13 protein-coding genes are annotated in these 12,996 nt (G+C 33.2%); 8 read left to right on the top strand and 5 right to left on the bottom strand.

Annotated elements, in window-relative coordinates; translation table 11 throughout:
* Window positions 1–19: 19 nt before the first annotated feature.
* Window positions 20–760 (bottom strand): YqjF family protein, encoded by a 741-nt coding sequence (locus GMB29_RS14215; RefSeq protein ID WP_136354638.1) that lies wholly within the window; start codon window positions 758–760, stop codon window positions 20–22.
* A 242-nt stretch (window positions 761–1,002) separates the two neighbouring features.
* Between GMB29_RS14215 and GMB29_RS14210 the strand changes: the two genes are divergently transcribed.
* Window positions 1,003–2,427: an FMN-binding glutamate synthase family protein gene (locus GMB29_RS14210; protein WP_136354636.1), complete on the top strand. Its 1,425-nt coding sequence runs from the start codon at window positions 1,003–1,005 to the stop codon at window positions 2,425–2,427.
* A 374-nt stretch (window positions 2,428–2,801) separates the two neighbouring features.
* Here GMB29_RS14210 and GMB29_RS14205 read toward each other — a convergent pair whose 3' ends face one another.
* Window positions 2,802–3,809, bottom strand: coding sequence for a DUF3231 family protein (locus GMB29_RS14205; protein WP_136354634.1), 1,008 nt, complete (start codon window positions 3,807–3,809; stop codon window positions 2,802–2,804).
* 149 nt (window positions 3,810–3,958) lie between these two features.
* Between GMB29_RS14205 and GMB29_RS14200 the strand changes: the two genes are divergently transcribed.
* The 7 genes from GMB29_RS14200 (at window position 3,959) to GMB29_RS14170 (ending at window position 11,639) form a co-directional block, all read left to right on the top strand.
* Complete coding sequence (locus GMB29_RS14200) at window positions 3,959–4,948, top strand: beta-ketoacyl-ACP synthase III (protein ID WP_136354632.1); 990 nt, start codon at window positions 3,959–3,961, stop codon at window positions 4,946–4,948.
* Window positions 4,938–6,098, top strand: a complete 1,161-nt coding sequence (locus tag GMB29_RS14195) for an ATP-grasp domain-containing protein (protein ID WP_136354630.1) — start codon at window positions 4,938–4,940, stop codon at window positions 6,096–6,098. The genes GMB29_RS14200 and GMB29_RS14195 overlap by 11 nt, the downstream gene beginning before the upstream one ends.
* A complete protein-coding gene (locus GMB29_RS14190; RefSeq protein WP_136354629.1) occupies window positions 6,095–7,087 on the top strand; it encodes an NAD-dependent epimerase/dehydratase family protein in 993 nt (330 codons plus the stop codon). Before GMB29_RS14195 ends, GMB29_RS14190 begins: the two co-directional genes overlap by 4 nt.
* Window positions 7,077–7,925 (top strand): MBL fold metallo-hydrolase, encoded by an 849-nt coding sequence (locus GMB29_RS14185; RefSeq protein WP_136354627.1) that lies wholly within the window; start codon window positions 7,077–7,079, stop codon window positions 7,923–7,925. The genes GMB29_RS14190 and GMB29_RS14185 overlap by 11 nt, the downstream gene beginning before the upstream one ends.
* Window positions 7,918–9,261 carry a F390 synthetase-related protein gene (locus GMB29_RS14180; RefSeq protein WP_136354625.1) on the top strand — a complete coding sequence of 448 codons (1,344 nt, stop codon included), beginning with the start codon at window positions 7,918–7,920 and terminating at the stop codon, window positions 9,259–9,261. Before GMB29_RS14185 ends, GMB29_RS14180 begins: the two co-directional genes overlap by 8 nt.
* The gene (locus GMB29_RS14175) at window positions 9,245–10,375 is read left to right on the top strand and encodes a hypothetical protein (RefSeq protein ID WP_136354623.1); all 1,131 of its coding nucleotides are present in this window, start codon (window positions 9,245–9,247) and stop codon (window positions 10,373–10,375) included. The genes GMB29_RS14180 and GMB29_RS14175 overlap by 17 nt, the downstream gene beginning before the upstream one ends.
* Before the next feature lie 100 nt (window positions 10,376–10,475).
* Complete coding sequence (locus GMB29_RS14170) at window positions 10,476–11,639, top strand: glycoside hydrolase family 18 protein (protein WP_136354621.1); 1,164 nt, start codon at window positions 10,476–10,478, stop codon at window positions 11,637–11,639.
* A gap of 109 nt (window positions 11,640–11,748) precedes the next feature.
* Here the strand turns inward: GMB29_RS14170 and GMB29_RS27040 are convergent, their stop codons facing one another.
* The 3 genes from GMB29_RS27040 to GMB29_RS14160 all read right to left on the bottom strand — a co-directional run bounded on the left by GMB29_RS27040 (window position 11,749) and on the right by GMB29_RS14160 (window position 12,988).
* Entirely contained in the window at window positions 11,749–11,886 is a 138-nt protein-coding gene (locus GMB29_RS27040) for a hypothetical protein (protein WP_168733861.1), read from the bottom strand.
* Window positions 11,887–12,126: 240 nt separating this feature from the next.
* Window positions 12,127–12,300: a hypothetical protein gene (locus tag GMB29_RS14165; RefSeq protein ID WP_155443898.1), complete on the bottom strand. Its 174-nt coding sequence runs from the start codon at window positions 12,298–12,300 to the stop codon at window positions 12,127–12,129.
* Between the two features lie 247 nt (window positions 12,301–12,547).
* Window positions 12,548–12,988, bottom strand: coding sequence for a hypothetical protein (locus GMB29_RS14160; RefSeq protein ID WP_136354619.1), 441 nt, complete (start codon window positions 12,986–12,988; stop codon window positions 12,548–12,550).
* Between the last annotated feature and the right edge of the window lie 8 nt (window positions 12,989–12,996).

Here is a 12,996-nt window from a genome sequence, read left to right as displayed (position 1 = left end):
GTTTAACTATCACTTAGATTTAAAGCTTCTTAATATTCCATATGAGTGTATCAACACCTCTTGAATAATAGGAAAGTGAATTCTCTTCAATAACATTGAATGAAAACATAGAAAAGAGTGTATTCATAGATATATTCGTGTTTACGGTTTGTAAAGGCCATGGGCGATGATGAATATCCCCGCAATACATATTTCCTCGCTTATCATTACTATATAAACAATACCTTTCAATAAACCAATGTTCTAACGTTTCTTTTTTTGCATAAAAGACATCCTGGTTAGGTGAATAACTTCCTTTAAATTCAATAGGAATATTTGTTTTTGCTTTACGAATGCTTTTAACATGAAAGGTTGGTCCATCCTGTTGATAAGAAATTGAAGCAAGAGAATATGGCAAGTGATACCATCTTTTCGCTATTGTATACGATGCTAAATCATTCACGTCTAGGGATAAAAAGTAAATACCTGGTTTTCCGTTATAACGGACGTATGTTCTGACATTAATTTCTGAAAAGGTTGGAGTAAGCGATATAGTTGGCAAGTAACGATGATAAATCCCTTCCATAACAAATACAACAACACCAATCCAGGCTCTATCATTATATGTATCAATTTGTAATTGAGATGGAATATAAGGTCGTAATACTTCTGGTGAAATTGGCCAATGTGTAAACAAAAGATTACGCCATGATTGCCGCATAATCCATTTCTTTTCAGGCAATGAGAATGGACGATGAGTAGTTTCGTTTAATACATTCATAAAAAGATCTCCTTAATTACAGCTAATTCTTGTTCGTTCATTGATTGCGTGTTGTTGTACCTATTATTCTAGTCTCCACTTTAAATTTTAATACATTTGCAAAAAATAGGATCCTGATTAAAATACATTTCGATTAAATATAAATTAGTCCTAGCAATATAAATAATTAATATAATTTTTAATTATTGGGAAATAATGAGAATAATCAAGGGTGTAATTTTTAAGTTACTGGAGTAGTGATTATGTCGAATTTTTTAGATTATATGGTTTTTGCCATGATGTTGATTTTATTCATCATCTTTTTATTTATGCTAATTGGATGGCGTTGGATTTTAAAAAGAATCGTAAAGAAATATGGAAAGATCATCTTAACTGATAGTTATCAAGAAAATATCATGGAATTGATTCCAGGACTAAGGCATATGGGAATTCAAAATATGTTAGAAAATAGTTTGCGAGCTGAGACAGGTGATATCCTTCATCGTCCGCTTGGGTCTTCAAAAAAATGGCCACACTTAGATTCCATTACATTTATTCCTGCCCAAACTTCACCATTTCCTATTGATGGTGAAGAAGATGTTGATGTAAAAGTTACAATAGGACCTAAAGCTAAAAAACCTTTGGATCTAAACATTCCACTCATGATCAGCGGAATGGCATACGGAATTGCACTAAGTGAAGAAGTAAGACTTTCGTTAGCAGAAGCAGCTAAAAATGTAGGAACGGCGATAAATTCTGGAGAAGGCGGTGTATTACCAGAAGAATTAGACAAAGCTGGAAAGTATATTCTACAATATGCCAAAACAAAATGGTCAAAAGAGGAAGATACGATAAAACGTGCTGATATGATAGAAATCAAGCTTGGCCAGGGGGCGTTATTTGGTGTAGGAGCAAAGATTTCACCAAAAAATTTAACAGGACGTGCTCGTAATGTGATGGGTTTACAAGAAGATGAAGATGCTGTGATTTATGACCACTTTTTTGAAGATCAAACATTAAATGATTTAAAAAATCTAGTTGAAGATTTACGGGAGCTATCAGGTGGTGTCCCAATTGGGGTAAAAATGGGTGCTGGCGGTAAAATTGAAGAAGATATTGATCATGTAATTGAACTAGGGGTGGATTATATTGCAATTGACGGGGGACAAGCTGCAACATTAGGTGCACCACCGATACTTTCTGATGACATGGGAATACCAACTATACATGCAGTTGTTCGTGCTGTAAAACACCTTGAAAAAAGAAAGATGAAAGAACATATTAGTTTAATCGTTTCAGGCGGACTTTTAGTTCCTGGTCACTTTTTAAAAGTACTTGCACTAGGTGCTGATGCTGTCTATGTAGGTTCCGCCATTTTATTTGCAGTTGCACATAATCAATCATTGAATGCAATGCCATTTGAACCGCCGACTCAAGCTGTTTGGAACCAAGGGAAATTTAAAGATAAATTTAAAGTAGAAGACGGTGTGAAAACAGCCGAGAAATTCCTGACTTCTAGTACGGAAGAAATGAAAATGGGTTTAAGAGCCATGGGGAAACACTCTTTAAAAGAATTATCAAAAGAAGATTTAGTCTCATATGATGAGCTAACAGCTAAAATGGTTGGAATACCTTTCTCCTTTGAACCATGGGTTAATAAAAATAATAGTCAAAATCAAAATGAATAACATAAAATGTATAAAATCCGTTCTTTGATCTTGTTGTAGTATCTGAGCGGATTTTTAATATATTGGTAATTAGTTACTTTAAAATAGAGGCAATCTGCTTAATAAAGATATTCTGTACAAAAAGTTTAGGTTGAAATTCTTCAAGGTACGCAAATCCTCTATGTTAAATAGGATTTTTTAAGGTTCTCATTTATTAGAACACAACTCTTTATACCTTTTTTATAAAATGTGTTTTATATACAAAAATGAAGTTTATGAGTTTAATTAAAGGAAATAGTAATAATCTCTCCTTTTTTATATACATAATATAAAAAAGGCTTTCAATATTAGTTGATACTCATCTTGAAGCCCTCAAAATTATGATTTAGTTCTCTTTATTTTTTCTTTATTAGTTCATTTCGATCGTCAGTCTGAGGTGGTTCCTCTAACCAGCTGTGTTTAATCAAAATATTTGCTCCATCTTCAGCATATAAAGCTATCTCTGGTATGAGAGTTGCATATTTTAATGCGATATCTCTTCTTGGACTTGCGCCCATTGCTACCCCATAATTTCCAACACCAGCAGCAATCATCGCTGAAACATGAAACATGATTAATTTATCTGAGAATATTGGAATAGTATTATCTGTTACGGCAGTGTCCCATGACATTGGAGCAGGTAAATCATACTTTTTTAATATTTCACTAAAAAGATCTATATGTTTCTGCGCTAATTGCTTACCTCTAACTAAATAATTGATTACTTCTTTATTTTGAGCTATTTGAGAGAATCCTACAATTAATGTTTTGCCTATCATGTTTGTTTGAATATTAATAAATAAATGTGTAATTTCAATTGAAGTAAGTGGTCGTTTTTTGCCAATAAAACCTGCTAAAAATTGCTGACTATCAATAAAATCAACTTTATCTGGTATAGAGATAAAAGGCGGGCGTACATAAGTGCCTTGTTTTAGCATTAATTCCCTTGAAAGATATTTTAATTTAACAGAAGATTGTAATACTTCTTTATGAAAGGCAAAAATGTCTTCTCTTGTTACAAAACCAAGAGCCATACTACTAGCAGTCATGCCAAGAATTGACATTTGACGTAAATACATCAAAACAAATGTGTCTGAAAAAAGCTTATGTTTTTTTGAAATGACATCCTCATTCGTAAACCCTACTGGTACAGGAAAGTGTTCTTTTTGGAAAAGTTCTTTTAAAAATATAAGATTATCGTTTGATGTTTTTAATGCAAGCTCAATAACTGGGCGAACTTCTTCATCTTCTAGATTTTCGAGGAATTGAGTAAGCATACAGATTAATGCAGTATCATTCATATACTGCGACCAGAGTGATGACATCTCTGCCGCTGTTAGGCGAATAGCCTTTTTATCTTGCATGGTGACCTCCCTGAGACAGCTTTTTGAAATATTTTGCGCTGTTATATCGTGAATTATTCATGAAAGGAAGGATTCTGCCTGGATAAAAATTGTTTATAATTACTATTAATGTAACTTAACATATACACATACATATGAGGTGCAATAAAATGAAACGTAGCGTAAAAATAATAGGAATAGGTTCATATTTACCAAAACGAATTGTAAAAGCTGAAGAAATCGATAAAATGTTTTCTCAATCTATTGGATGGTCCGAAAAAAAATCCGGTGTGAAGCAACGATACTATGTAGATGGGGAAACCGCATCATTCATGGGAGCTGAAGCTGCTTTACAAGCAGTTCAAGATGCAGGCATTTCTCTAAATGATATTGATTGTATTATTAGTGGAAGCGGAACAATGGAACAAGCTATACCTTGCACTGCATCCTTGATCCAGGAACAATTGGGACTTCATCATTCAGGTATCCCATCTTTTGACGTGAACTCAACTTGTCTAAGCTTTGTGTCAGCATTAGATATGATTTCATATGCAATCGAATATGGAAGATATAAGAATGTTCTATTGGTTTCTTCAGAAATTTCATCTGTAGGGTTGAACTGGGATCAACCAGAAAGCAGTATCTTATTTGGTGACGGTGCTGTCGCCATTGTATTATCTAAATCTCATGATCATTCAGGAATTATTAGTTCCCATATGGAGACGCATAGTTTGGGTGCACATTTATCTGAAATAAGAGGTGGGGGAACAAAGATACATCCAAAATTTTATGATGAACAAACAAAAGATGATTTCCTTTTTGATATGGATGGAAAAGCTTTATTTAAATTATCTTTTAAACTACTTCCTAGTTTTATTGAAACGTTATTTTCATCTACTAATCTTTCAATAAAAGATATACATATGGTCATACCTCACCAAGCAAGTGCTTCTGCGATGAAAATTATCAGGAAAAAACTTGGCGTAGATGAATCAAGGTTTATGAATATTATTGAAAACTATGGAAATATGATTGCAGCGTCTATCCCGATGGCACTTTATGAAGCGATTAAACAAGGAAGAGTAAACAGGGGAGATACAATATTACTTTTAGGTACATCTGCCGGTCTATCAATTGGAGGCATCGTTCTTGAGTATTAAAAAGAAACGAATAATGATTACAGGTGCAAGAGCACCGATTACACTTCATCTATGCCGAGTCTTAGCAGAGTCAGGAAATGAAATCTATACGGCTGACAGTGTTTTTCATGCACTAGCAAAATCATCGAGATATAGCAAAGAATACTTTTTATATCCAAGTCCAAAATTTGAAACACATCGGTTTATTGAGTGCTTAATTCAAATTATTAATAAGAGAGAAATTGATGTATTGATACCAACATGTGAGGAAACTTTCTATATATCGATGTTCCGGAAACAATTATCACACTACTGTGATGTGTTCGTAGATGAATTTGATAAAATGAAATTACTTCATCATAAAGGCAACTTTATACAATTTGTAGCAGATCTGGGTTTCAAAACCCCTAAAACGTTTTTACTCTCATCGCAATTGGTTCCATTTTTTATTGAAAGGGAATTCCCTAGCGAATTTGTATTAAAAAAAGTATATTCACGTTTTTCTGAGTCAGTTACTTTTTATAAGTCTGGTGATGAAATACCGAAATGTGATTTTACAAATTCGTCTTGGTTAATTCAGGAGAGAATTAGAGGAACACAATATTGTTCCTACGGCATCGCTAGAGATGGGAAATTACTTGCACATGCGGTCTATAAATCCGAATTTACTGCTGGTATAGGAGCGACACTTACATTTGAACACAGTGAAAAAGATGATATTGAACTTTTTGTAAAAATGATAGTAGAAAAGTTATCGTATACAGGCCAAATATCATTTGACTTTATTGTGAATCAAGCTGGTATTGCGATACCAATAGAATGTAATCCTCGAGCAACGAGCGGGTTACATTTATTTGGCAAGGAAATTGCACATTCGATAATAAATGATGAAATACGAGAAACTATGTATCCTAAGAAGGAAACGAAAGAAGCAATTAAATTAGGTGTTCTTCTATATAGCATGAAAAATGTTAAAAGCATATATCAAATAAAACGATTTTTTCTAATGTTGTTTACATATAAAGATACGGTTTATCGAAAAAACGATAAAACTCCATTTTTCTATCAATTCATCTGTATGTATGACTTATGGAAGGCTAGTCGAAAGAATCATGTTAACATGCTAGAACAGTCAACTTATGATATTAGCTGGGATGGTGAAGATATTTGAATGTATTAGTAACTGGAGCAACAGGATTTTTAGGTCAAAAACTAGCTTACAGATTGGTTTCACTTGGATTCAATGTCACTGGCATTGGACGTAATTGGGAAATAGGTAAACAGTTAACAGAGAAAGGAATTACATTTGAAGCAGCAGCATTAGAGAATCAAGAACGGATTATAGAGCTTTGTAGAAATCAGGATTATGTTTTTCATAGTGGAGCGCTTTCGTCACCATGGGGGAAATATAAAGAATTTTATTCAGCAAATGTTATAGGCACGAAGAATGTCATTGAAGGCTGCAAAAAGTGGAAGGTTAAACGTCTTATACATGTATCAACACCAAGTCTTTATTTTTATTATGATGAGCGCCGAGATGTGAAAGAAACAGATCCTTTACCGGAAAAATTTGTTAACCATTATGCGGAAACGAAATATTTAGCTGAGTTAGAAGTTGATAAAGCTTTTCAGGAAGGTTTGCCGACAATTACCATTAGACCGAGAGCCATTTTTGGCCCTGGAGATAACGCAATTCTACCAAGGTTGATTAGGGTTTGTGAAAAAGGAGTTTTTCCGAAAATAGGTAATGGAGAGGTCGAAATTGATCTTACCTATGTTGAGAATGTTGTTGATGCATTACTACTATGCCTTAGCTCAGAGGAGTCAACTTTAGGTACCAAATATAACATTACAAATGGTGTCAGAGTTAATTTATACGATATGATCAATGATGTTATGGGGCAATTGAATAAGACGACGAAATTTAGAAATATTTCTACTAAAAAGGCATTTTTTATTGCTAGGTTACTAGAATGTACCTCAACAATTTGTTTAGGTGGAAAAGAACCACTGTTAACTCGTTATACCGTAAGTGTTCTTTCACAATCACAAACATTATCAATTGAGAAAGCTCGACGGGAATTAGGTTATCGTCCAGCTCTTTCAATTGAGGATGGAACGAAGGAATTTGTAGAATGGTGGAAAATGCATGCTAATTAACAAACTTAAACTTTATGAATGTGGTTACTGTACACATCCAGAAAAGGTTGTTTTACCAAATGGCTCACTAAAACGATTAAAATTTCCGGCAACAGTTGCTTTATTACAGCATCCTACAAGAGGGTATATTCTTTTCGATACAGGTTATGCCGCTCGTTTTTTTCAAGCAACGAAAAAATTCCCTTATTCAATCTATGCGAAATTAACACCAGTGTTTTTCTCGGAAGAAAAAGCAATCGTAAACCAATTAGAAAAAGACGGAATTAAACGAGAGCAAATTCATACGATTATTCTTTCTCACTTTCATGGTGATCATATCGGCGGATTAAAAGATTTTCCTAATGCTACAATTTTAACTTTTAAAAATGCCTATCAATCGATTCGATCGATAAGTAAATTCAGAGCACTATTAAAGGGATGTTTGCTTGATTTACTTCCAAATGATATTGATACGAGAACTTCGTTTATAGATCAAGGAGAGATTGTCTTGGATAAATGCTATGGAGATTTTTCAAAGGGTTATGATGTGCTAGGTGATAACTCAATCATTGCAGTTGATTTAACAGGGCATGCAATAGGACAATTTGGAATTTTTGTAAATCTTCTAAGCGGTAAAAAGGTCTTTTTATGTGCGGATGCAGTATGGGTTAGTCAAGCATATGAGCAGCTTATTCTTCCACATAAAGTAGCAAGTTTTATTATCGAAGATGTTGAGGCTTATAAAAAAAATATAAAAAAACTGCATCATTTATCAATAACAAATCCTGATATTGATATTTTGCCGACACATTGCAGCAAAACATGGGATCAGGTGAAAAAGGGGTTTGTTTATGAATAAACTAGAACTTGTAAAACAATTTTTGATAACGAAGTTTAGACGGAATTTTTCTAGCATCGAAGAATTGCAATCTTTTCAGAATCGTAAAATAAAAAAACAACTATCATTTGTGATGAATCATTCCCCTTTTTATCAAATGTTTTATCATGATTTTCAAAAAGCTATTAACAATAACAATTTATCAGCCCTGCCTATAATAGATAAATCCATCATGATGAACCATTTTGATGATTTAAATACTGTAGGAATTAAAAAGGAAAGTGCTCTTAAATTAGCAATTGAGGCAGAGAGATCCAGAGATTTTTCACCAAAGCTCGGACATATTTCGATAGGGTTATCCTCTGGAACAAGTGGAAATCAAGGCGTCTTTTTAGTAAGTGACAAAGAATCTGCCATGTGGGCTGGGACGGTTTTAGCTAAGCTATTACCAGGTAAATTGTTTGATAAGCAAAAGATTGCGTTTTTTCTTCGCGCTAACAATAATTTATATAGGACAACTGCAAATGGCCGTATTTCCTTCACTTTTTTTGATCTATTCGATGATCTTCCCTTACATATTGAGCGAATTAATAAATTGCAGCCTACTATTATTATTGCTCCTCCATCCATGTTAAGGAAATTAGCAGAATGGCAAATGGATGAAAAGATTTCAATTCGGCCACTTAAGATCATTTCGGTCGCTGAAGTCTTAGAGGAAATTGATAGAAGATTAATTGAAACTGTTTTTAAACAGACTTTGCATCAAGTGTATCAATGTACTGAAGGATTTTTAGCAGCTACATGCTCAAAAGGTATTCTTCACATAAATGAAGATCTAGTATTAGTAGAAAAAGAATATCTTGATAAGGATAAAGGTGTATTTGTGCCAATCATCACTGATTTTACTAGGAAAACACAACCAATCATTCGATATCGATTAAATGATCTATTAATTGAAAGAAAAACTTCTTGTCCTTGTGGATCTCCTTTCTTAGCATTAGAAAGAATTGATGGTCGTTGTGATGACTTATTTTACGGATATAAAAACAATAGTAAAGAGATAGGAATCCTTTTTCCAGATTTTATCCGACGGGCAATCATGTTAGCTTCTGATCTGATTCTTGAATACAAAGTAACCCAGCTAACTTTGGATTTGATTGAAATAAAACTTAAGGTAAAAGCAAATCAAGAATTAGTTTCAGAAAGTGTGAAGAATGAGCTTGGAGCTATTTGGGCACACCATCAGTTAGTCATCCCCGACATGCATTTTCTTCCATATGATTTAATCCCATCTGCTAGTAAACGTAAACGGATTGCAAACGAGATGAGGGAACAATTCGATGGTAAAATTGTATAATGCAAATGATATGGATTCAATTGAATGGTCAACAAAGCAGGATGGAGAATTCATAAGGGGATTTTTTGAGCCTTTAATAAAGAAGGGTACACAGGCAACAATTAAAAATATAGAGACAAGTATTTTTTTACTGGAAATCGATGATCTTATTTTACCAATTACTATAAATGAAAAAGAATTTAATAATTCATATGTGGCTTCACCATATACACATTATATTAGTTATGCGAAAGAAGAGCTTTGGGAACTAGGAAATAGGAGACTAGAAAAACTCTTTACACATATCCTAAGCATAATAGGATTTATACTTCGTAAAAGTAATATAAACAAAGTTATAGTTGTAAATAACTTTCTTATGTCAACTAACCTATACCCGCACATTTCAAATGACCAGGTTAAAAGATTAACTGCCTATCTTACAAGCTGTTTTCCACAGCATACGATTCTATTTAGATCCATAAATGAAACACTACATCACGATATGATCACTGGGTTAAGAAGAATAGGCTATAAAGGTATCATGTCTCGTTCAATTTATTTATGGGATCCTAAAAAAACGTTAACAAGAAAACAAAGAAAGGTCCTAAATCAAGATCAGAAACTTATCCAAAAATTTGGTTATCAAATAAGAGATATAAAAGATGATGAATATTCGATTATTGAAGCATTATACAATCAACTTTATATAGATAAATATTCAAAAAACAATCCACAATTTACAAAGGATTTTTTTGAAAATATAGTGACAAATAAGCTTCTCTATTTCAAACTAGTATGTAAGGATTCCGAAATATTAGGTGTAATAGGGTGTTGGGTGAAAAATGGCGTACTTACAACTCCTATTTTAGGTTATTTAGTAAATCGTGATAAGGAATACGGGCTTTATCGAGTATTATCATATTTAATTACAAAAGAAATCTTGGCTCATCACTATTTAGGCCATCGAAGTGCTGGTGCTTCAAAATTTAAGCAAAAGCGAGGCTCAATTCAGGAGATTGAATATACTTACTTTTACCAGGAGCATTTACCATTCAAATCAAAACTAGCTTGGAGTTTTTTAAAGTGGATAATGGATTTCTTTGTTGAACCCCTAGCAAAGAAAATGAAATTTTAAGTTTCCATTTCGTTCATAGGATGATATTACCATCATTTTTCCGTTCGATTTTTTGTTACTATATTCGTAGAGTACATGATTTGTGAAAGGAAGGAAAATGATGAAAAAACATTACGTCCTCCTTATAATGACAGGACTTTTTATTTTTCTTGGAGGACTTTTTTCTGGAGTAATTTTCTCAGAAAATAACTTAACTCAAAAAAAGTTAAAAACAGATCAGTCACCTCTATCTGCAAAGCAGTTAAAACAAAAACAGTTTCCAAAGATAGAACATTTGAAACCAAAAGTATTGATCGGATATGTACAGGATTTTCGTGACCCTGCCTCAATTGATTATACCGAATTAACACATGTCATTTTTTCCTTTGCTCATCCCGCAAGAGATGGAAAACTATTGCTGAATGGTGAATCGGCACTATCTAATTTACGGTTAATGGTACAAAAAGCACATCAAGCTGATAAGAAAGCAATGTTGGCTGTGGGCGGCTGGTATCATATTGAAGGTGGAGAATCATACGATTACTTTAAAGCGGCGATTTCTAATCCAGTATCCCGTCATAAACTTATTAATGAATTAATTGGAATAGCAGACCGAGAAAATCTAGATGGTATAGATATAGACTTCGAACATCCTCGTTCGAAAGAGGATGCACACCATCTTGCAGTTTTTACAAAATCTTTAAGCGAAAAATTACATGCAAAAGACAAGGAGATATCTATTGCCGTCTATTCAAAAATCCACAGTGTAACTGGAACAGAAATCCATTCGGTTGTATTTGAACCAAAAATGTTTAACACGGTCGATCATATAAATATCATGGCATATGACGGTCAGTGGGATGGTGAGTACAATGCAGCCAATTTATCTCCTTATTCATTCACTGTAAATATTGTTGACTACTGGTCCAAGCTATTTGACAAACATGGAATTTCTAAAGAAAAACTAGTATTAGGGGTTCCTTCTTATGCACAACCTGAAGACTTATCAATTAAACAAGTTTCATATGCTGCCATCCTTAATAAGGATCCAGCAAACGCTGAAAAAGACCGTGTTGATATGAACGGTACCACTTATCATTATAATGGAGTAACAACTATTCAAAAGAAAACAAACCTAGCACTAGAAAACGGCTTTGGCGGGATGATGCTCTGGGAATTAGGGCTCGATGCAAAAGGGTCAAAAAGTATAACGAATACAATTTCAGAAGTTTTTAATCAAGAGCAAGCCTTACAAAAACAATACGCATTTAAATCCGGATCATAATAGAAAATAAAAAGCTGTTGAGTTATACTTAACAGCTTTTCATTTCAATTAAAATAGATACGTATAGGTAATCACTCGGCAACATTTGATTTAGTAAGCGTAAAGTAAATTACATTTCTTCCTTCTCCAATTCTTCTTTGATTCTTTCTTCTTCCTCTTTCACACAAATTCGTGTGATCTGTTCATTCAGCATATGATTTACATAGTCCATTTCTTCATTACAAATAAATTTATCGTCATTTTTCATTGAAAAAACACCTTCCTATCCATCATCTCTTTGTTATTTTGCTAAAAAGAGAGACCTGTATACCATGATTTTTTATTATGATTTTACCTTAGTTTTGATTGATAGTTAAAATGGAGAGTAGGTTACTACATACACTGTATTTGCATGAATAAACAATATCTGCCTTTAGAAATAAAAAAGCTTGAGGATTCCTATTAATTAGGATCTTCAAGCTTCTGTTTAAATTGTAATCATTTTTGCTTATACCGAACAAAACTTTTCAGTATCAGTATGTAAAAAAAGGATGTTCTCTAATTCTTTTTCGGTTGCTTCATAAAATTGTCTTCCGTCAGGCATCTTGTACAAATTTTTATGTAAAAGGGCATCAATGATGTCAACTTTGTTCGATACTTTTCGATTATTTGATCCACACATAAAACCACCCCTATTATTGAAAGCGTTTACAATAATATTTTAATAAATAATGTAATGAATGTCAAATAAGAAATGTGCAATTCTAATTGGAGGGACATAATAGGTATGATTGATAGGAATAATATGTAGTAGAAAGTTATCAGTATATAAAGAATAAAAAAGTCTGAATGAACCATCTATGAAACCAATGTATTCAGTCAGACCCTTTTTTAACCTATTATAGGATTCCCTATTGATTTGTTGTTTACTAAAGAGTTGGCTTAACAACCATAAACCAAAGCATTGTCAGTAATAATATAATATAAATCCAAATCGTGCGATTAAGCTTTCCGACTAATAACTCTCTATTATGATTTATCTCATCAAATTTCCGAAGTGTTGGGGAAAAAGCACGGGCTAGAAAGAATAATGAACAAAACATGGTAATAAGTGTAAAAACGACCCAAGGTGTACTCCAAGACCATGGACCTGTCATCACGAGCAAGATTCCTGAACCAACAAGTACATGACCTGAATGCTTCGAGAGTCTAACAACTAATTTGAATGTGTCCAATTGGGTAACTAATTCTTTATCCCCGGCCACTCGAAGTTTTTTTATAAGTGGTATGAGAATAAAGAAAGGACCTATTGATATGATAGCGCTAACAACGTGAATAAAGATTAAAAATCGATAAAGTAAAAATTCCATTTCCATTT

Origin of the sequence: Metabacillus sediminilitoris (assembly GCF_009720625.1) — a bacterium.
Taxonomy (GTDB): domain Bacteria; phylum Bacillota; class Bacilli; order Bacillales; family Bacillaceae; genus Metabacillus; species Metabacillus sediminilitoris.
This window is presented reverse-complemented; position numbering and strand designations above follow the sequence as displayed.

Bases quoted from the DNA above. Each gene is read 5' to 3' on its own strand.
- GMB29_RS14215 (WP_136354638.1), bottom strand. From the start codon at position 760: ATGAATGTATTAAACGAAACTACTCATCGTCCATTCTCATTGCCTGAA.
- GMB29_RS14210 (WP_136354636.1), top strand. From the start codon at position 1,003: ATGTCGAATTTTTTAGATTATATGGTTTTTGCCATGATGTTGATTTTA.
- GMB29_RS14205 (WP_136354634.1), bottom strand. From the start codon at position 3,809: ATGCAAGATAAAAAGGCTATTCGCCTAACAGCGGCAGAGATGTCATCA.
- GMB29_RS14200 (WP_136354632.1), top strand. From the start codon at position 3,959: ATGAAACGTAGCGTAAAAATAATAGGAATAGGTTCATATTTACCAAAA.
- GMB29_RS14185 (WP_136354627.1), top strand. From the start codon at position 7,077: ATGCTAATTAACAAACTTAAACTTTATGAATGTGGTTACTGTACACAT.
- GMB29_RS14180 (WP_136354625.1), top strand. From the start codon at position 7,918: ATGAATAAACTAGAACTTGTAAAACAATTTTTGATAACGAAGTTTAGA.
- GMB29_RS14175 (WP_136354623.1), top strand. From the start codon at position 9,245: ATGGTAAAATTGTATAATGCAAATGATATGGATTCAATTGAATGGTCA.
- GMB29_RS14170 (WP_136354621.1), top strand. From the start codon at position 10,476: ATGAAAAAACATTACGTCCTCCTTATAATGACAGGACTTTTTATTTTT.
- GMB29_RS27040 (WP_168733861.1), bottom strand. From the start codon at position 11,886: ATGAAAAATGACGATAAATTTATTTGTAATGAAGAAATGGACTATGTA.
- GMB29_RS14165 (WP_155443898.1), bottom strand. From the start codon at position 12,300: ATGTGTGGATCAAATAATCGAAAAGTATCGAACAAAGTTGACATCATT.
- GMB29_RS14160 (WP_136354619.1), bottom strand. From the start codon at position 12,988: ATGGAATTTTTACTTTATCGATTTTTAATCTTTATTCACGTTGTTAGC.